Origin of the sequence: Catenovulum agarivorans DS-2, from assembly GCF_000568405.1 — a bacterium.
In the GTDB taxonomy this organism is placed as follows: Bacteria; Pseudomonadota; Gammaproteobacteria; order Enterobacterales; family Alteromonadaceae; genus Catenovulum; species Catenovulum agarivorans_A.
Genome location: NZ_ARZY01000016.1, coordinates 72,540 through 93,862 on the forward strand (window position 1 = coordinate 72,540; position 21,323 = coordinate 93,862).

A 21,323-nucleotide genomic window follows, 5' to 3' on the forward strand; every position below is an offset into this window, starting at 1 on the left:
ACGGTATCAGCTAATGAAAAATCTTATCCAGACTGGACGAATACTGCTGACAGCCTGCTTTTTAAGTAGTGCTTTGGTGACCGCTACCAAAGCTGAAGAGTTGGATGAAAATTGTGTGGTGAACATTTTAAACCGCACTATACAGGTAGCAGAAGATGGTGGTTGGTCACTACCAAACGTACCTTCTAACCAAGGTGCCGTGAGAGCAAGGGCAACATGCGTTGGCGAAGAGGGCGCCACCCTATCTGGTCAATCGGGTTACTTTAACCTGCTTACCAATGGCATTACGCGGGTGGGTGAAATTCAATTCGTTGAACAAGAGCCGGTGCCGGTACGTATTAGCTTTTTAACCACTATTCAAATTAGTCTGACTGCACTTGGGCAAACTTACCAGCTAGATGTGACAGCCGAATACCCAGGTGGGTTAGTCGACAATGTGACGGCCGCCACTTCGGGGATCAATTACACCAGTTCCAATTCAGCGGTCGCTAGTGTCAATGCCAATGGCTTAATTTCTGCTGTTGGTAGTGGTAATGCTCTGATTACTGCCAGCAAAGATGGCCAAGTTGCTACACGCTTAGTTCGAGTGAGTTTTACCGGTGACCAAGATGGAGATGGCTTGCCCGACGATTATGAAAGTGCCAATGGGTTAGACCCCAACGACCCAGCAGATGCATTTGAAGACAGAGACAATGATGGGTTAAGTGCGCTTGATGAATATTTGGCAGGCACAGAGATTGATTTAGCCGACACAGATGGTGATGGCATAGACGACGGTGAAGAATTAATTGAAGGTGAAGATGGTTTTATAACCAATGCGTTATTAGCCGATTCAGACAGTGATGGTTTATCCGATTTTGTAGAGGTGACGCTAGGTTCATCACCAACAGATAGCAGCGATGCAGATTATCAAAATGCCATAACAGCAATCAGTGTTGTGCCCGATAATGTCGTCATGACGTTCAATGGTATCGACAGTGAAGTCAGTACCCAATTAACCGTCACCGCCACAGTATTGGACGGCACCACTTTAGATGTTACTGCAAAATCAAATGGCACAAGTTATCAATCAAGCGATTTAGCTACCGTCAGTTTTGGTATAACGGATGGGCAAATATTCGGTGGTGCAGAAGGCAATGCAACCGTCACTGTATCCTTATTTGAATTAACCGCAGAAGTCCCAGTGACGGTTGAAAGTTTCCAACCAGCGGGAATTTCAACACTGTCCTTTAGTGGCACAGCATACGACAACGATGTACAAGGCGACTATGTCTATATAGCAGCAGGTAGTGCTGGCTTGCATATTGTTGATACCAGTGACAAACAAAACCCAGAAATAGTCAGTACACTGGTGACCAGTGGCACCGCAAGAGATGTCAAAGTAGTGGGGCAGTATGCGTATGTTGCAGTTGGCAATGCAGGTTTAGATATCATCAATATTGCAGATGTCAGCCAACCAGCTTTAGTGAGCAATATTGTTAGCAATGGTATGGCGGTTGATTTAGCCGCTCAAAATAGTCATATATTTGTTGCCAACGATAGTGGTGGTTTCGAAATATTCAATGTAGAAGACGTAAGCGCACCATTTAGTGTGGCTAAACTGGATAATCTTGGGCGAATTATCAGTGTTGATGTTTCCAATGACCGTGCGGTTGTTGCAAATAGTTCAGCAGTGATCTTGTTAGATATTAGTGACCTATCTTCGCCCATGCGCTTAGGAAGCATAAACATAGGTAATATTCGGGCTGTTGTTATCGATGGTGATTACGCTTACGTTGCGTGTTACACCTGTGGTTATAAAGTGATTAATCTCAGCGATCCGATGCGCCCAACCATTGTTGGTGGCGATACTCGTTTTTATCCGTCGGATGTTGAACTGACCAATGGCTTTGCGTTCTTTAGCGACATCTTATTTGTTAATGCAGTGCCGTTTGTCAATATCGCAGATCCAGAAAACTCACTGTTCCAAGGTGTTATTGATATTCGTCAGTTTGGCGATCGCGATGCCAACTCGTTGTCTATTGATGCTGGTTTCGTTTATTCCACCGCCACCAATCGTTTGTATATTTCACAATATCGTATCTTAAACGACAATCAAGGCGTTGCACCGACTGTTGAGGTGATTTCACCACCAGATGGTGATGTCGTTGTCGAAGGCAGTCGCATTTTAGTCCGCGCTGAAGCGAGTGATGATGTTGCGGTTGCAACAGTGCAAATACGGGTGAATGGCATCTTAGTCGCATCTGATACAACTAGACCATACGAAGTTCCAATCACAGTGCCAGCGGGCATTACCAGTATGAACATTCTGGTAGAGGGGGTAGATTTTGGTAACAATGTTGGTGATGACCTAGCGTTATTAACCGTCGAACCCGATGAAGATGGTGATGGATTAGGCGATAATGAAGAGGTCTTTACTTGGAATACAGATCCTGAAAATCCAGATTCAGATGATGATGGTCTGCCTGATGGCTTAGAAGTTGAATTAGCCACAGATCCGCTCGACTTAGATTCTGATGATGACCAAAGAACAGATGGTGACGAAGTAGCCGCTGGGACAGATCCACTTAATCCAGATGTAACCCCACCTGAAGTTAGTTCGATAGACCCAGCGCATGAAGCAACAGATATTTGTGAAAATAGCAATATCAGTGTGATCTTTAACGAAGCTGTTTTGCGCCGCTCGTTAACAGATCAAAGCATTAAATTAATTGCTGAAGACACCACAGTTCTAACTGGGGTGCAAAGTTTAACAACAAGCAATACCGAACTGATATTCAACCCAACTGAATTATTGGCAGATAACAGTGTTTATACCATTGAAGTCAGTGGGGTTAGAGACGAAGCTGGCAATCCATTGGCAGAAACCTTCACATCAACCTTTACCACAGGCAATTGTGTTGATGAAGAACGACCTACATTGGTTGACATTAGCCCTGTTAATGGCAGTTCCAACATACCCGTGAATGCGGTCATCACCGCAATTTTAAGTGAGCCGATAGACCCAGTTAGCGTGACAGAAGACACCATGTATGTAGTTGACCAATCTAGCGGCCAACGCATAGGTGGGGTTATCGATATAGCAGAAAATAATTCAGCTATTTCGTTTATTCCAAATGTACCTTTATTAGTTGGTCGCCGCCATTATGTCTATCTCACCAGTGGCATTCAAGATACCTTTAACAATCCATTTGTCGGAACCTCGCGTTGGTTTGATACCTCATTTGATATAGATGGTAGTGGCCCACAAGTGGTCGCAACCAGTATGCAAGACCAAGCAGACAATATTGCTGTAAATGTGCAACCGGCCGTGCGTTTTAACGAAGCTGTTAATGCGCTGTATTTATCACAAATACAACTACTTGACTCTGTTGGTGCCGAGGTTGCAGTCAGTCGCAGTTTAAGTAACGACAGACGCCGAGTTGTCTTGTCTCCCGTGCAAAATCTTAATGCCAATGAAAGTTACGCTTTATGGATAGATGGCGTGCAAGATCTCAGTGGCAACTTATTAGCCAATCCTGTAGAAATTAACTTTACCACCAGTGATGTTGCCGATACTGAAACGGGTAGTGCCATCCGTTGGAGTATTCCAAACAATACCCGTGGAGTTGCTCGTAACCCATTGTTAACGGTTGATTTTTCTGAGGCAATAGACCCAACATCAATTAATAGCAGTAGCTTTTATTTATACGACAGTAGCACCAACTTACCCGTTGCTGGCCAGCGCATATTAAGCGAAGACGGTCGCAGACTCACTTTTGTGCCCAACCAAGCGTTGCGTGAAGATCATCTATTTTATTTGTATGCTGGATATTCGCCCTATCTCCAAGATTTAGCGGGCAATTTAATTGCGCAAAATAACTATCATTATTTTTATACAGGGCATGATTTAGACAATGAAACTGTTGCGGTAGCTGCCAGCAACCTAGGCATGGACAATACTCAAGCACCGCTCAATACCCAAGTGGTATTGTATCTAGATCAGATAATTAGTGATAGCTGTCCGCTGGCCGATGCCATTCAATTGCAAGCTGGAGAAAACCAAGTTGAGGTTGATAGCTCATTAGCCAATGATCGCCGTACGATCACAATTACCCCACAACAAAACCTCAGCGCCCTAACTGAATATACTTTAACAGTAGATGGTTTGTGCGATTATGCTGGCAATACATCTGACACTTATCAATTAACCTTTACCACACTAGACGCCGAATCAGCTGATAGCTCAGGCCCAAGCTTGTTGGATATCAGCCCAGCGCACGCCACTTCAGATATAGATGTGACAACTCAAGTAGTGCTAACCTTTGATGAGCCTGTTGATGTGCGTTCAGCCCCACCAATTAAAGGGGCGGGTATAACTGTACCTGGCAGTTACCAAGTAGATGGTGCTGTTATCACATTTACCCCAGATATTATGTTACCTGGCAGCACACGGTTTACTGTTGAGCTTTATTACAATGTAGCAGACTTAGCCGGCAATACCCGTTATAGCGGTACTCGCTATTTTGATACACAAGCGGTTGAAGACACACAAGTGCCCAGCGTGCTGGCGGTTTCACCTGCTGATATGTCGAGTGATATTCACCCAGCGCAAAACATTGTATTGTCGTTTGACGAACCCGTGAATATTAATACTTTGAATGCAAACAACTTAGCACTATTTTCTAATGGCACAGTGTTAAGCTCAAATATATTCCGTTCGGCTGATGGTCGTGAAGTGACTTTATCAGCGTCGCTACCTCATTCTGCAATCGTATCCGTGGTGATGACCGACGGTGTGCAAGATCTAGCTGGCAATGCGATAACGCCATTTGTTAGTTCATTCACCACTGGGGTTGCAGATACAGACAATACGCGTCCACGTATTATTGCGCAAACACCCGCCAATGGTTCAAGCGGTTGGACCGACATCAACCAAGTGTATTTCTACACTGATGAAGCGGTCGATGAAAGTACCCTAGAAGATGCGTTTAATCTTGCGGAAGACGGTGTGTTAGCCCAAGTTGAAATTGATGTACTCGGTGATGGCCGTACCATTCGAGTCACCAAAGACAGCATGTTTAACGACAACGCATTAGTTCAATTATATTGGGATAGCAACGTATTAGATTTATCTGGCAATCCGTTACACGCATACAACTCATACTTTAATACCTCAACTACGACAGATAATTTAGGTATTAGACCAAGAGTTGAATCATACTTCCCGAACAATGGTAGCCGAGGTACACCACTTAACGCGATATTGTTAACTCGCTTTAGTGAAGAAATGGATTTAACCAGCTTCACTAGTGAAAACGCAATTCTGTACAATGTCACGGATAATTGGAGTGTCATGTCACGAACCATTACTTTGGATGAAACTGGCACAATCGCCCAGGTAATCGCTGATGATGGTTTAGTTGCAGACAATCAATATTACTTATGGTTCTCAACCGCTGTGTTGGATACAGATGGTGATAACTTACAAAGCAACTCTGCTACTTATTTCTACACAGATGCTGACTCAGTCGTTGACGATGCCCAACCTACCGTCGCGGCAATGAGCCCACCTGACGGCGAAAGCAATGTTGGAACCAATGCTTGGTTTGCCACGCGTTTCAGTGAACAAGTGAATCCATTAACCTTCGAAGCAGAAGGGGCAATTAATGTGCAATTTGCTGAGAATAATCAATCAGTGCGTTACACCATGCTGCAGCCACTAGCAAGCGAAAGTGAAGTGACCGCTATGAGTCCTGCAATGGCTGATTTAGCTGGCAATATGGCAGTGGGGAGTCAAACACAATTCACAACCACTGCAGGTCCAGACTTTGTTCAACCCGGTGTGACTGATGTAACTGTGTCGAATAATCAGCAAAATGTAGCGCTAAATAGTGCATTTGAATGGACCTTTAGTGAGCCTATCGACCCTATTAGTGTAACAAGCTCAGGTGTGTATATTTACGACAATGTAGCTAGGGTCAATATTGCTAGCAGCTTTGAATTATCAGCTGATGGTAAACGATTAATCTTAATGCCTGATCAAGCTTTATTAGCCGGCCGACAATATTATATTTACGCTTACTATATGCGTGATCTCGCGGGTAACAACCTAGGTAATCATTATCGATACTTCACCACAGGTTATGCCGAAGACGTTGTTGCACCAGAAGTTGTGCAAACCAGCATAGTGGATGGTCAAACCGAGCTTCCAACCAATGTTAGGTTAAATGTACGCTTTAACGAAATGCTTAATCCACTTGATTTGGATGGCATTGTTTTAACTGACTCGACAGGTCAAGTTGTACCGACTGATATCAGCTTAAATCGCGGTCGTCGCCTAGTCAGCTTGGTGCCTCGGCAGTTGTTGGCACCTATGCAAAATTACTTGTTAACCATAGAGGGGGTTTCTGATTTAAGTAATAATCAGCAAAGCGACTCACTAATGCTTAACTTTACCACAGGCGCAACGGTCGATTTAACGGCTGGTAGTGTAGTGCGCTGGAGCATTCCAAATAATTCGCGAGATGTTGCCCTGAATGCGAATCTTGAAGTGCACTTTAGTGAAGCTGTCGACCGAGCCACCATTGATAGCGATAGCTTCTATCTATATGACAACGACGCACGTATTAAAGTCGCAGGCGCGTGGACATTATCGGCTGATGGGTTAACCTTGAATTTTGTACCCGATGAGCCACTTAGAGCTAACCATTTACATTATTTGTATGTCGGTTATTCACCGTATTTGCATGACTATGCCGGCAATCGTATTGCGCAGAATAACTATCATTATTTCTACACAACCGATAGTACAGACGAAGTGGCCCCTAGCGTTGCACAAATAAGTGTCGTGGAAGGCGATACAGATGTCCCAGTCAATGGTCGGGTCGTCATAGTGTTATCTGAACGACTTAGTGATACTTGTCAAATATCGCCAGCCTTTAGTTTGACCGCAGGTGGTGAGATTGTTGATATTCAAGTGAGCATGGAAAATGATAGACGAACACTGACTATTCAAGGCCAACAAAACTTACAACCAGCAACAGAATATCAATTGGCGGTTGATGGTATTTGTGACTATTCAGGCAATGAGCTGGCGCAAACCTTAGTTAACTTTACCACTTTGGCCAGTAGTGATGCTGACAGCTCCGGCCCGAACTTATCGACTATTGCGCCGATCCATCAAGCAACTGATGTTGAAGTCGAATTAGCTGAAATAGTGATGACTTTTGATGAAGCGATTGATGCGCGTAGTCGTCCGCCAGTTAAAGGCGCAGGTGTAACAGTTCCTGGCCAATATACAGTAGTGGACAATGTTATTACCTTTGTGCCAGCGATTACCTTAGCAGGCAATACTCGTTATACCATTGAGCTGTATTACAATGTACCGGATTTGGCGGGTAATACTCGATATTTAGGTACACGCTACTTTAATACCCAAGAATCGGCCGACTCTATTGCGCCGACCATTAGTGCGGTATCACCAGCAGCCGACAGTGTTGATGTTAACCCATCGCACAGTGTGGTACTAAGCTTTAGCGAACCTATGCTTTCAAGCAGTATCAATAATCAAAATATTGCGCTGTATGCTAACGGCGCGGTAATTAAACCGAATGTCTTCCGTTCAGCTGATGGTCGTGATGTCACAGTTTCTGCATCTTTACCGCATTCAAGCGTTGTCAGTTTAGTCGTGACCGAAAACGTGCAGGATCTTGCGGGCAATGCAGTTGAACCCTTTATTAGCTCGTTTACAACGGGGACTGTGAGCAATGATGTCACTCGCCCAAGTATCGTGACACAAATTCCAGCCAATGGCAGTTCCAACTGGATTGGTTTAGAAGAAATTACTTTATATGCATCTGAACCGCTGACGTTAGCCAGTTTAGATGCAGCAATTAAGGTCACAGATGATGGGGTTGTTATTCCTGTTGATGTCGCGTTGATGGGGGATGGTCGTACAATTCGAGTTACACCAACCGACGGTGACTTCCCTGATTCTAGCCGCATTAGTTTGTATCTTGACAGCTCAGTAGTCGATTCAACGGGCAATGCTCTGCAAACCTACAATAGTTATGTTAATACCAGTGCATCATCTGACGGTGTTGGTGCACAGCCTACAGTTGTTGCTTATCACCCTGTAAACAATACCGCAGGGGTTCCATTAAATGCGGTGTTAACCGCTCAGTTTACAGAGCCGTTGGATAGCAGTACTTTTGGTTCTGAAACCATTATTTTATATGACGTAACAGATAATTGGGCTGTATTGGCCAGCAGTGCCGAACTAGACGAAACAGGGACAATTATTAAAGTAACCCCTGACCAAGCTTTAGTTGCCGATAACCAATATTATGTGTGGTACTCAAACGCGATTAAAGATACAGATGGTGATAATTTACGCACCAATTATGCGACTTATTTCAACACCGCAACCGATGCGGTAGCGGATGATAGACAACCCATGATTAGCAGTTTCAGCCCGCCAGAGCAACAAGCTGGGGTTGGAGTTAACACTTTGTTTGCGGTGCGCTTTGATGAACCTATGAATCCACTAACGTTTGATTATGCCGACGGCGCTAATATCAATGTGCAGTTTAGTGAAAACAATCAAGTCGTGATTTATCGCAAACTGACACCACTACCTTCTGAAGCTGAACATACAGAAACGTTTGCTGGTATGTTGGATATGGCTGAAAACCTGGTAGTCGCAGACTCAACAACCTTTACCACTTTAGCTGGGCCAGACTTTGTTCGACCTGAGTTAGTCGATGTAGCTTACAGTAATAACCAACAAGGTGTGGCAACCAACCCTGTAGTTGAATGGATATTTAGCGAACCGATAGATCCCGTTAGCGTAACCAGCTCGGGCGTGTATTTCTACAATAATACCACTCTAGAAACCATTGCATCTAGCTCACAATTGTCGGCTGATGGCATGCGGCTAACAACGGTCGCGGATGAAGCACTAGAGACCGCCAGCCAATATTATGTTTATGCTTATTATATGCGTGATTTAAGCGGTAATACGCTTGGCAACCATTATCGTTACTTCACCACAGGAGCAGCATCGGATGATAGCGCACCAACGGTTGTCAGTACCAGTGTGACAGATGGGCAAACTGGTATTCCTGTTAACTTGCGTTTCAATGTGCGTTTTAGTGAATCACTCAATCCACTGATTGATAATGGTGTGAGTTTACAAACGGCGTTAGGCGTCGATATACCTGTTAACCTGTCATTATCACGAGGCCGCACCTTATTGACCATAGTGCCCAAACAATTGTTAGTCGCTGAAACCGACTATACTTTGACAGTTTCAGGCCTAAAAGACGTTAGTGGCAATGCAATGGCGACAGATTTGGTGATTGATTTTACCACCAGTGATACCGCTGATTTTACTAGCAGCGGTGTTGCCCACTGGAGTATACCTAACAACAACACCAGAGGTGTGGCATTAAACCCCTTGTTGCAAGTGCATTTCTCAGAGCGGGTGGACAAAACGACAATCGACGGCAGTACCTTTTACCTCTACGACAATACCGATAGAGTCTCAATAGCCAGTAGTTGGGATTTGTCAGCAGATGGCACAACTTTGACGTTAACACCTGATGCACTCTTAACCGCTGAGCATACGTATTATTTGTATGTGGGTTATAGCCCTTATCTAACCGATTTATCGGGCAATCGAATTGCACAAAATAACTATAAATATTTTGTCACAGGCACAGATACCGAAGCAGATGAAACTGCACCTGAGGTTAGCCTCAGCAATATTGCCACTGGCGAAACGGATATGCCGATAAATGGCCAATTGGTTTTGGAAATGTCAGAGCCATTAAGCGGCGCATGTATTTTGGCCGATGGTGTTGAACTAACATCAGCGGGGGTAGATATTCCCACAACACTCAATTTAGCCAATGGCCGCAATATATTAACGGTTAAAGCTGCCGCAGGATTTAGCACAGAAACCAGCTATCAGTTGGCGTTAACCGATGTTTGTGACTACGCGGGAAATAAACTGACCGACTATACTTTAAATTTCACCACCAATGCGAACGCCAGTAATGATAGCTCAGGGCCAGCATTACAAACTATGACACCAGAGCACAACAGCTCGGATGTTGCAGTAACGAGCAATATAGTGTTGGATTATGATGAAACGCTCGATTTGCGTTCTGCACCTGTACTCAAACAAGGTGGCGATGTGGTTGCGGTAAGTTACACAGTTAATGGCAGTCAAATTAGCATAGACCCAAATGAAGATCTGCAGGCAGGTACCCAATATACGTTAGAGCTTTATTACAACGTGCCAGATTTAGTCGGCAACACCCGATATGGCGGCACACGAACCTTTACCACGGCAGAATAAACCTAAGGAATATGTGATTAATATGAAAAAGTTAAAAGCAATATTCATAGTGATAATGGGCGCATGTGTTAGCCTGTTGCTCTACCAATTATGGCCGAATGATCCAACTACGGAGCAAGGCTCGCCTGTTACTAACAAACAGCTTGAACCAGCAGCAACGCCTGAGATTGAGCGGTTGCCAACACAACAAGTTCAACAAGCACAGCAAAGTGATACTCATTCGGCGAGCGATACAATGTTGAAACAACAAGCCGCAGCAAAACAAGCGGAAATTGAAGTGTTAATGGCTGAGTTAGATTCAAACTTGTCCGATAAATATAAAAAGCAGCAAATAGAACAACAACTTCATCAAAAACTGGCAGAGTATAATGAACTTGTATTACCAATTGCTTTGCAGCAAATGCAACAGCGCAATGAGCAAAACAATATTCAGCAGGCTAATTAGCTGGCTTACAGTTATGTTATTGCTGGTGGCTTGGTATACACCAGCGCGTGCGCAGCAGGTTATGCCAATACCAGACCCAATTGCCGATCAAGCATTTTTGCTAAATGGCTGGCGCGCTGATCGGCCTAACTTACTCGTATTTAAAGACCCATTTTGCCCATACTGTATTAAGGTGATCCCAAAACTCGATAAGTTAGTTGGATACAATATTTATCTATTTTGGGCACCAATTTTAGGCTCTGCTAGCAAACAGCGAAGTAGTGAGTTTTTCCAATGCCAACGGCCAGTGAGTGAAGCGATATTAGCCGCAGTTGAACAGCGGCAAAAACCACAGTGTAATGGCGCTTTACGCAGTGATTTAATGGCGCAAAATACCCAATATGTCGATGCCTATCAAATTAACTCGGTACCGAGTTTTTATTTGCAAGGTCAAAAGGTCGCTTTGGCGCAATTGCTAAAATATCAACAATCGACTGCTGCTAGTGTATTTGGGGTTAAACCCGACTGGCAACGTTTTACCCAGCTGCAGCAACTACCAGCTTGGCAAGCGAAAAATCTAATATTGTTAATCGCCGAACAAGATGCTGGCAAAACCACTGAATTACTAAAACGATACCAGCCAGAATACGTCATTGCCGATACCAGTGTACTGGTGAAAAACCCTCAGTTGTTAGGATGCCGTCAAAGTACAGATGAGTGTTTTCAGCAGAAAATTCAGCAATATCAAACACAACAACAATTATTTATGCTGATGTTTGCGGATAGTTTGCATTTATCACGTAGCTCAGTCATTGAGCGCAATGGTACACATATGTATTTATAGCTGAGCACATTTAAGTTCGCTCAAAGCAAACCTTGCTTTTTATCAATCACCAATTCGGCCTAAGATTAGGTTTCTAACCATTTATATTATGTGTTTAAATCACATAGCTAGGTGCTCTGAATGTGATGATTTTGCTTGTGATGAGTTATAGAAAATTTCTGACAATTCGTTGATCTAAACACGAGCGTAAAAATACATTCATCATAAAACGACCTGTACGTTTGTTGACGTCCCAAAAAAATTGGGCGCGTGCCATTTGTAAAAAAGCAACAATGGCTTGGTCGTATATATCACAGTACTGTTCAACAAGATTTTGAATTTCTGACCAATGCGCTTCCAACAAGGTTAACTGCGTCATAGACCAAAGCTGTCAGATCACGTTTCGCTAGTTGAATCGCGAGAGGTTTATTAGGTGTCATTTGCCAATGTGATTCTTGAAAATTTGCCATGTAAGTTCATATTTACTTAAAATAACGCCGATAAGTATACACCTAATTTTTATTACTCAACATACGCCGCGGTTCCCCACAATGGCACGGTTGACAAACTATGTTTAAAACTGCCATCTGTCTCTTTAGTGGTATAGCTCAAATACAATAGCGTTTGGGTTTCTGCGTCATAAATGCGGCGCACTTTCATCGTCTTAAAAAAGATGCTTTTTGACTGTTTAAACACCACATCTCCAGATTTGCTTTTATCTATGTTCGTCAGCATTTCTGAGGTAATTTCACCTGTTTGACGACAAGCGATTGAACTATCACTTGGATCAGACAAGCTTAAATCAGCTTCAATAGACGCAACATGGCAGGTCACGCCAGGCACTAATGGATCTTGCAGAGATGAAATTTTGATATCTTTAGTGGTAAATAAACCCAAAGAAACATCACCAACTTCTTTGTCTGAACAGGCAGAAAGTAAGCCTGCTAATAATCCAATTAAAAATACGTTTTTCATAAACATCCTTACTTTTATGTTAATACCTAGCCTAAAAAGTTTCTTTTAACATTGCCAGCATATCTTCAACCGACAAGGGGAGTGCTTGTTCATTGCCTGCAAGCAACTTATCCGCCAAGTCACGTTTGTTTTGATGCAGCGCGACAATTTTTTCTTCAATAGTATTTTTTGCAATCAGTCGATAAATGGTGACAGGTCTTTGTTGGCCTAACCTATGAGCACGGTCGGATGCTTGTTCTTCAACAGCGGGGTTCCACCAAGGGTCCATATGGATAACATAGTCTGCCGCGGTTAAATTTAACCCTGATCCACCAGCTTTTAAGCTAATCAAAAATACATCACCTTCGCCATTTTGAAAAGCGTTTACCGCTTGTTGGCGCTGTTTTTGTGGGGTTGAGCCATCTAAATATTGGTAGCTTAACCCCTTATTTTCAATATGCTGTTTAATCAACTGCAAATGGCCAACAAACTGACTAAAAATCAAGGCCTTGTGTTTGTTTTGTTGTAGCTCATCCAGCAACTCATCTAACGCTGCTAGTTTGGCACTTGGTATGGTGCTTTCAGCCATAACTAATTTAGCATTGCAGCAGGCTTGGCGTAATTTAGTCAACTCAGCAAGCATTTTTATTCTATGCTCAGCAGCATTACTATTCGCCGCAGCTTGGCTAATATTGTCTATCGCGGTTAAGCGCAAAGCTTGGTAAAAGTTTTGCTCGTCACTAGAAAGCTCGACGGCTAAATTAATATCAGTGCGAGGAGGTAGCTCAGTCAATACTTGGTTTTTCATGCGGCGCAAAATAAACGGCGCGATTAAGGTTTTTAAACTCTGGCGTGCTTTATGAGCCGCGATTTTATCCTCCTTTGCATTTGCAATAGGTTGAATAAATCGGCGGCCAAATTCTTTCAAATTACCCAATAACCCAGGGTTTACAAATTTAAATAGGCTCCAGAGTTCGGTGAGATCATTTTCAATTGGCGTACCAGTTGTGATCATCTTAAACTCCCCCTTTAACTGAAACGCCGCTTTACTGCGTTTGGCTAATGGATTTTTTAATGCCTGTGCTTCGTCGGCAATAATCGTTTGCCACCTGACATTGGCAAGCTTGTCGCTTTCACGTTGTAACAAACCATAGCTGATGATAACTAAATCAAATTCAGCCAAATTTTCTAATAAAGACAGCCTTTGTTGATCACCAGAGTGATCAGCAAATAGTTTTACATTGAGAGTTGGCGCGAACTTAGCCACTTCTTGTTGCCAATTAAAACAAACCGAGGTCGGAGCTATAACCAAACTCGGCCCCTGTGATGCGCGTGATAACAACACAGCCAACGCCTGCAACGTTTTACCTAAGCCCATATCATCGGCCAAACAAGCACCTGCGCCCCAATGCGCTAAGCGACTGGCCCAATCAAACCCGACTTGCTGATAATCGCGCAGCTCAGCTTGTAAAGTGCTCGGAACTTGTGGGGTTATCTTATTCGCCTGATACATTTTTTGTGTTTGCGTTTCCCAAGCATGCAAGGTTTTTAAGCGCATACCTTGTGTGGCTTCGGCCACTTGTATGCTGGCAAGCGGGTGAAATTTACCCGCCTCTGTGCTGTGCGCTAAAGTTTGCACACGTCGGCGTAGATCGTCTGATAAAACCAAGACCTGTTGTTGGTCTAGTTCAATAAAACGGCCATTGCTAGAGCTGACTAATTGCAGCAGTTTTTTCAGTTCGATAACTTGTTCTTCATCAACTTTGAGCTCACCCGAAATTTCAAACCATTCATTTTTCTTATTAACTGCCAATTGCATGTTTTCACTGCCAAGTGGCTGGCTCAATGATAATTTTTTACCTTTTGGCCAGCGTAATTTAAGGGGTAAATCAGCAAGTGGTTGTTTAACCAAGTGTTCGAGTTGTTCTAGTGTCGCTAGAGCATCTTGCGGCTCGGCTAAAATGAGTTTGGTATCGGCCATAGCTAAAAAGCTAGAACAAGCTTGGTCGAGTTTATCTAACAATGTTTGTTCAGCTATTAAATCGCGTTGGGTTGCTATGCGCTCGCCGTTAATTTCAGTAGTGATATTGGCGCTTCCTACACCAGGCTGGAGCGCAGGGCCTTGTTCACCAAATGGCATGACCACACAGTCAAACTGCAAACCTTGCTGAAAAGGCTGAATGTTAATCACCAAATGTTTATCACTATCGTGTTTGGTTAAACCTGTATTGAGCTCAGCTAAATCCGATTGAATATTTAACAAAGGCGCGATAGCGCGAATACTCGCAAGTACTTTCTCTTTGGCTTCAACCGGGATTAACAATCCGCCTTCGCCAATAATTTCAGCAACTTGCAAATGAGTTGAATTAAATACAGTTAAACAATAAATCTCAGGTTTAATTTGTTTTAGTGAATAAGCTTTGTTTTTATCGCCGTTAAATTGAGGTAAATCCGCAATGCTTAAACATAATTGCTGACCTTGTTGACTAATCAGCAGTTCAGGATCTTTTTGTGCCAACTCAATCGGTGCTGACAGGTCATCGGCTAAATAGAGATTGTGCGCGCCAACAGCTGCTTGCAATGCATTTAAACCTTCTAACTCAAATTGGACACTGCCATACCTGCCCCAAGTTTCGTAAGCTTGAATTTGTTGGCAAATTTTTAAATCTTGCTCAGACAAATATGGGTAAGCTTCAGGTGTTTCAGCAAGCTTTTTTAAAGCAACGGCGCGACCTTTAGTCCAGCCACTTTTGTTGTGCTTTTGTTCTCGTGGTTTTAACTCAACTTGGTAACGCGAAATATGCATCTCCCAAATCAGTCTGGCTTGGTTAGCTGAAAGCGTGTTTTCTGCTTGAGCTGGCTGTTGTTGACTGCCTAACGCTTGCAACTTTTCAAGTGCAATATCCCATGATGCTTTAGCTTTTACCGCATCGGGGAAAAAACAAATATCAGGTAAGCTGGCATGATTGCGCAATAGTTGTTCGGCAAGCTCTGTAAATAAGCGATAACCAAGTGTATTAAAAAAGCTGTTAGCAGCTTCAAGGGTTTTATGTTCAAACTGATTAACTTCGCCACTTATCCAGCAGCGCAACAATGAATCGACGACTTTACCCAAATGATAATAACCAAGGTGCTGTTCAATCAAATTGCTAAAAGCAGAAGATGGATGCTGATATTTAGTCGCATTGGCTAACGCAAATAATCCAGGGTGCAAACAGGCGGTTAAATCGGCGCTGTTGAGCACACCTTTTTTATCCGTTTGCTCAAAGCGAATTTGCTCCAAAGCAAGGTTAAAATAGTCGGCAGACTGTTGGTTGCCCAAAGCGGTTAAACACAGTTTGTAAAACACACCAAATATGCCAGCCAAGTATTGATTTTTTCGTCGAGCAAATTTGTTTTTTGCTTTAATCGCTTGGCTAAAAAGTGCTTCAGCCTGAGCAAAATTACCCGTTAAAAAGGCTAAGCTTGCGTTTATTTGTAGCCCATAACAACTTGTATCATCAGGGCTGAGCAAAGAGGCCACTTTATCCAAGTGACCAAGGTAGAGATATTGCTCGGCCAGCAAGTAAGTTAAATTTTGATTATGTGGGTTTGCTTGTAGCACTTGCTGAGCAAGCTCTATCAAGTGGTCGATTGCAAAGCCATTTTGCAAATGGCTATGTAGCACAGTTGCAAAAGCTTGGTATTGGAAGTCATCCGATAAAGCCAGCATAGTATCTAGCTCAAACGGGATAAACAGTAGCTCAATTAAAACCTGGTTAAGCTCAAAATCAATGACTTGCGGGTTGGCATTAAAGCTAAGTATTTGCACAACATTTGCCATTTCACCCAAATAAAAGAAGTCGCGAATTAACCTTTGTTGATCGTATTTGACTGGCTGCAATGCATATGGGTTAACCACAGGTACAACTTGTTCGGCTAAGTGGACAAGTTGATGAAAGAAGTGTTGCTGAATACATTCGTTGACTAATTTATCAGCCAATCGCCGATTTAAAATCACCCCGTCTGGCTGAACGTGTAAAAATTGTTCTGCAACCAAGTGCTTTTTTTCTTCCGCGTTTAAGCCCGTCAGTTTTTTTTCAAGCTCAAACACATTATGCATAGACACAAGCTTAATCAGCTGCGCCACTTTAGATTGGCCGATAGGCTTGTGTACCACAGCAAAAATTTTCAGAATACATTGGAGTTTTTGCGGCAGGGTTAAATAAGCTTGATAAAGTTTTTCTATTTCATCAGGCGTATTGCTGGATATAGCAATTGGGTAACTGGCTTGCATATAAGGTATCAATTGAACAATTTTTTGTTCAACCTATCAGGTTTACCAACAATGCTCAATATTTGTAAAGATTAAGCAGGATATAAACATCCTAGTACCTTAGCGCGTTTTGCCCCGGTTAAACTGGCGATATTGGCGGGTAACCGCTCGCAAAAACAATAGGCAAGCCAAGCGAAACATTGAGATTCAACCCAATCAGGATCTATGCCTTTTTCCAGTGAGCTAGCTACTGAATAATTGGCTTGTGCGTAAAAAGCCAATCTTTGCATCAACAATGGATTATGTGCGCCGCCGCCACAAATCCATAGCTGAGCATTTGCGAATTGGCTTTTTACTGAGTTGATAATGGTAATAGCGGTTAAGTCAACCAATGTTGCTTGGATGTCTTGTGCTGCGATGTTGTCGGATAATTTAGCCAAGTGAGTGTCAAGCCAAGCTAAATGAAAATACTCACGGCCAGTGCTCTTAGGGGCAGGGCGGGTAAAATAGTCGTCACTGAGTAATAAACTGAGTAAGTGCTCATTTACCTTGCCACTCAATGCCCACAGACCATCTTTATCAAAACTGAGTTGTTTAGTTTTAAAAATCCAATCATTTAATAGTGCATTACCAGGTCCAGTATCAAAACCCGCAATAACCTCGCCTTGTTGGTCAATTGCAGTAATGTTGGCAATGCCACCAATATTAACAATGACCTGATTGTTATTTTCACGCGCAAAAATATGTTGATGAAATGCAGGGACCAAAGGTGCGCCTTGGCCACCGGCGGCAATGTCTGCACTGCGAAAATCACCCACAACATCAATACCTGTCAGCTCAGCCAACAAAGCATGATTGCCAATTTGCACACTAAATGGCGGATTAAAGTCAACACAATGTCGAATAGTTTGGCCATGGTTACCAATTGCGCAAATCTGTTCAGCAGTTAAGTTATGTTGCTGCAGTAACTGATTAACAGCGGCAGCATAAAACTCGCTTAATTGTTGCGAGATAACGCCAGCAGTTTCAACTTCGTTAAGTGTTTTTTGGTATAAAGCACGAATTCTATCGGCGAAAGAGTGAGGGAAAGGTAAATAATAATGACCGACAGGATTGATAACCTGTTTGCCGTCACGCTGGCAAATATCAACTAAGCTGGCATCAACACCATCGGCGCTGGTGCCAGACATTAAGCCTATAAACAAAGGCATAAATCATCCTTAATTGGCCGCTAATAACACGCGTTTATTGGTTTGCAATAACGACATCATATTATTCGCAATGGCCATAAACTCAGCTTTTTCGCTTGATTCAATAGGTAAAGCTTTAGGTAATTTAACGGTTTTTGGATTTCTGTGCACACCGTTAACCAAAAACTCATAATGTAAGTGCGGCCCAGTTACTCGACCAGTTGCACCAACGGTACCAATTTTTTGATTTTGTTTAACTTTAGCACCCGTGCGCACATAACGTTTGTGTAAGTGCAGATACTTAGTTACGTATTCTTTGCCATGCTGAATAAATACATAGTTACCATTTAAACTGTTGTAACCTGATTTGATAACTTTACCGTCACCTGCTGCAACTACAGGGGTACCAGTGCGAGCCGCATAATCAATTCCGCGGTGCGGCGCTACTCGGCCTGTTACAGGATGCAGTCGGCGAGGGTTAAAGCTAGAGCTGATATACTTAAAGTTAACAGGTGCGCGTAAAAACGCTTTGCGCATACTGTTGCCTTCAGGGGTGTAATAACTGCCATCGCTATGGCGAATTGCCGCATACGTATCACCTTGGTTAACAAATTCAGCGGCTAAAATATTGCCATAACCTGCGTGTTCACCTTCAACCAATAGTTCTTCATATACCACGGTAAAACTGTCCCCTTTGCGAATATCTAATGCAAAGTCGACATCCCAACCAAAGATATTGGCTAAGTTCATAATTTGTGTATCGTTTAAACCTGCCTGAACACCAGCTTTCCAAAAGTTACTTTTAATCACGGCGGCAGCAAATGCGTGTTTAGTATCAACGGCGCGCGTTACTTGCTGTGCATAAAAACCAGTGTCAGCGGAGGTTATTTCGATATATTCAAACTTTGATAATGGGTACATTAAGCGATCAAACTTATCATCTAAAAAGCCAAGTTCGATGGTTTGACCTGGACGCATCTTATTAATCAGGGTATTGGCCGCCGGGCCACTTTGACTCACTTGCAGTAAAGTTTTCGCTGAAATACGATTTCGTTCAAAAATTTTGGCTAAATTATCGTTTTTGCGAATTTTAACACTTCGCCATTCTATAGCTGAATTAACATTGTTGTCGGCGACATCGTTATGGGTATTTGCTGCTGAAGGTGATGTTTGTTCTGTTTGTGGTGCTTGCGCTGCTGTGTCGCTACTTTCAGGCTCAGCTTCTGATTCTGCTGGCGCTGTAGTCGGTTCAACCACTTCTAAAGTTGATAAGTCGTAACGCACACCAGGTTTCAACGCTGTTGTGCTGGAATCGTTTTGTTTAGACGCGCTCGCGTCTTCTAGTGGCAACCATAACGCAATTACCATTACTAAACTGATAAAGCCGATGTAGACTTTGTGCAATGTAGGGAAGTCGCTCCAAAATCGAGTCAGGCCACGCATTACTTCTTAACCTCTATCACTAAAACATGCGAAGAATATAACGAATTTGTTCGTTTTGCCAGCATCCAAGCTTTAAATTCACTGAATTGGCAGATAAAATGTCGGGCTTTTACGTTGTATTGGCAACTTTTCCGCACAGTAGTGTAATTCTTAACAATCAAAGTAGGTAAATCATGGCCGATATTCAGGCAGCATTAGCAGAAATTAAGCGTGGTGCAGAAGAAATTTTGGTAGAAGAAGAGCTGATTGAAAAGCTTAAATCAGGTAAACCATTAAAAATTAAAGCGGGCTTTGATCCAACTGCGCCTGACTTGCATTTAGGGCACACAGTTTTAATTAATAAAATGCGTGCTTTCCAGCAATTAGGCCACGAAGTTATTTTCCTGATTGGTGATTTTACCGGTTTAATTGGTGATCCAACGGGTAAAAACGTCACTCGTAAACCGCTCACTAAAGAACAAGTGCTGGCGAATGCTGAAACCTATAAAGAACAAGTATTCAAAATTTTAGACCCGGCTAAAACACGCGTTGAGTTTAATTCTAAGTGGATGAACGAGTTAGGCGCTGCTGGCATGATTAAACTAGCTGCACGTCAAACGGTAGCTCGTATGTTAGAGCGTGACGATTTTAAAAAGCGCTACAACGGTGGCCAACCTATTGCGATTCATGAGTTTTTGTATCCTTTAGTACAAGGCTGGGACTCTGTAGCATTAGAAGCCGACGTTGAATTAGGTGGTACTGATCAAAAATTCAATTTGTTAATGGGGCGTGAGCTGCAAAAAGAAGAAGGTCAAAAACCACAAACAGTCTTGATGATGCCATTGTTGGAAGGTTTAGACGGTGTGCAAAAGATGTCTAAGTCGTTAAATAATTATATTGGTATTACCGATGCGCCAAACGATATGTTTGGTAAAGTGATGTCGATTTCTGATGATTTGATGTGGCGTTATTTTGATTTACTGAGCTTCCGTCCAATTGAGGAAATAGCCCAGTTAAAACAAGATGTCGAGGGTGGTAAAAATCCTCGTGATATTAAAATTGAATTGGCGAAAGAGTTAATTGCTCGTTTCCATGATCAAGCCGCGGCGGATAAAGCTGAACAAGATTTTATTCAGCGTTTCCAAAAAAATGCGATTCCTGATGATTTACCTGAAGTGACTGTGTCGGCGGGTGAAGCACAGGGTATTGCGAATGTGTTGAAAGAAGCTGGTTTAGTTGCGAGTACGAGTGAAGCCATGCGGATGATTAAGCAGGGCGCTGTTAAGATTGATGGTGAGAAAGTCGCTGATAATAAGCTGCAAATTGAGGTTGGCAGTGAAGCGGTTTATCAGGTTGGTAAGCGTAAATTTGCTAAAATTACTTTAGTACTTTCCTGATTTTTATATTGTTGCTGGTTCATACACCGTTTTCTTGCAGGCACGGAGTTTAAAGCGCTGCAAGAATGGTGCAATATATGGAAATTACTAGACCATAACTTTCGCAAAAACGCTGTGAATACAGTCCCTGTACGCTTCGCTTTTTCATCCATGAAAAAGAGATTTTGCTCTAAGTTATTGCTCTAGTACTTTCCTGACTTTTATATTGTTTCTGATACATACACCGTTTTCTTGCAGCAATAAAGATGTTAGGTAAAAGCTTGCTTGAAGACAACGAATTACTAGAGGACTGTGATTAGATTTACCAAAGCAGAACGTCGTTTTCAGGGATGAAAAGGAGAGCGTACATGGACGTATTAACAGCGGTTCTGTGTGGTAAATGTAATCATAGGCCGATTATATTGCAGGGACTGGCGAATAGCGTTTTTAGAAAATCATGCTTCGAGTGAGCTTGTATGCACGGGGTTTAAAGCTCTGCAAGAATGGTGCAGTATATGGAAATTACTAGACCAT

At 42.8% G+C, this 21,323-nt stretch carries 9 protein-coding genes; 4 read left to right on the top strand and 5 right to left on the bottom strand.

Translation table 11 applies throughout. The features are described from left to right. Positions 1 to 13: 13 nt before the first annotated feature. From DS2_RS09855 to DS2_RS09865, 3 genes are read left to right on the top strand one after another with little or no spacing between them, the layout of a single operon-like run. The gene (locus DS2_RS09855) at positions 14 to 10,345 is read left to right on the top strand and encodes an Ig-like domain-containing protein (RefSeq protein WP_035014574.1); all 10,332 of its coding nucleotides are present in this window, start codon (positions 14 to 16) and stop codon (positions 10,343 to 10,345) included. Positions 10,346 to 10,367: 22 nt separating this feature from the next. Beyond that, a complete protein-coding gene (locus DS2_RS09860) occupies positions 10,368 to 10,790 on the top strand; it encodes a hypothetical protein (RefSeq protein WP_035014575.1) in 423 nt (140 codons plus the stop codon). A 13-nt stretch (positions 10,791 to 10,803) separates the two neighbouring features. Next, complete coding sequence (locus DS2_RS09865) at positions 10,804 to 11,613, top strand: thioredoxin fold domain-containing protein (RefSeq protein WP_035014576.1); 810 nt, start codon at positions 10,804 to 10,806, stop codon at positions 11,611 to 11,613. Positions 11,614 to 11,758: 145 nt separating this feature from the next. Here DS2_RS09865 and DS2_RS09870 read toward each other — a convergent pair whose 3' ends face one another. The 5 genes from DS2_RS09870 to DS2_RS09890 form a co-directional block, all read right to left on the bottom strand. After that, the gene (locus DS2_RS09870) at positions 11,759 to 11,971 is read right to left on the bottom strand and encodes a Fic family protein (RefSeq protein ID WP_051479774.1); all 213 of its coding nucleotides are present in this window, start codon (positions 11,969 to 11,971) and stop codon (positions 11,759 to 11,761) included. A 143-nt stretch (positions 11,972 to 12,114) separates the two neighbouring features. Continuing rightward, complete coding sequence (locus tag DS2_RS09875; RefSeq protein ID WP_035014577.1) at positions 12,115 to 12,567, bottom strand: CreA family protein; 453 nt, start codon at positions 12,565 to 12,567, stop codon at positions 12,115 to 12,117. 31 nt (positions 12,568 to 12,598) lie between these two features. Beyond that, entirely contained in the window at positions 12,599 to 16,822 is a 4,224-nt protein-coding gene (locus DS2_RS09880; protein WP_051479775.1) for a DEAD/DEAH box helicase, read from the bottom strand. Between the two features lie 71 nt (positions 16,823 to 16,893). Further along, positions 16,894 to 18,012, bottom strand: a complete 1,119-nt coding sequence (locus tag DS2_RS09885) for an anhydro-N-acetylmuramic acid kinase (protein ID WP_035014578.1) — start codon at positions 18,010 to 18,012, stop codon at positions 16,894 to 16,896. A gap of 9 nt (positions 18,013 to 18,021) precedes the next feature. Beyond that, a complete protein-coding gene (locus DS2_RS09890) occupies positions 18,022 to 19,434 on the bottom strand; it encodes a peptidoglycan DD-metalloendopeptidase family protein (protein WP_051479776.1) in 1,413 nt (470 codons plus the stop codon). 173 nt (positions 19,435 to 19,607) lie between these two features. On the opposite strand from DS2_RS09890, the gene tyrS reads away from it, so the two are divergent. Then, positions 19,608 to 20,810, top strand: coding sequence for a tyrosine--tRNA ligase (tyrS, locus tag DS2_RS09895; RefSeq protein WP_035014579.1), 1,203 nt, complete (start codon positions 19,608 to 19,610; stop codon positions 20,808 to 20,810). Positions 20,811 to 21,323: the final 513 nt, after the last annotated feature.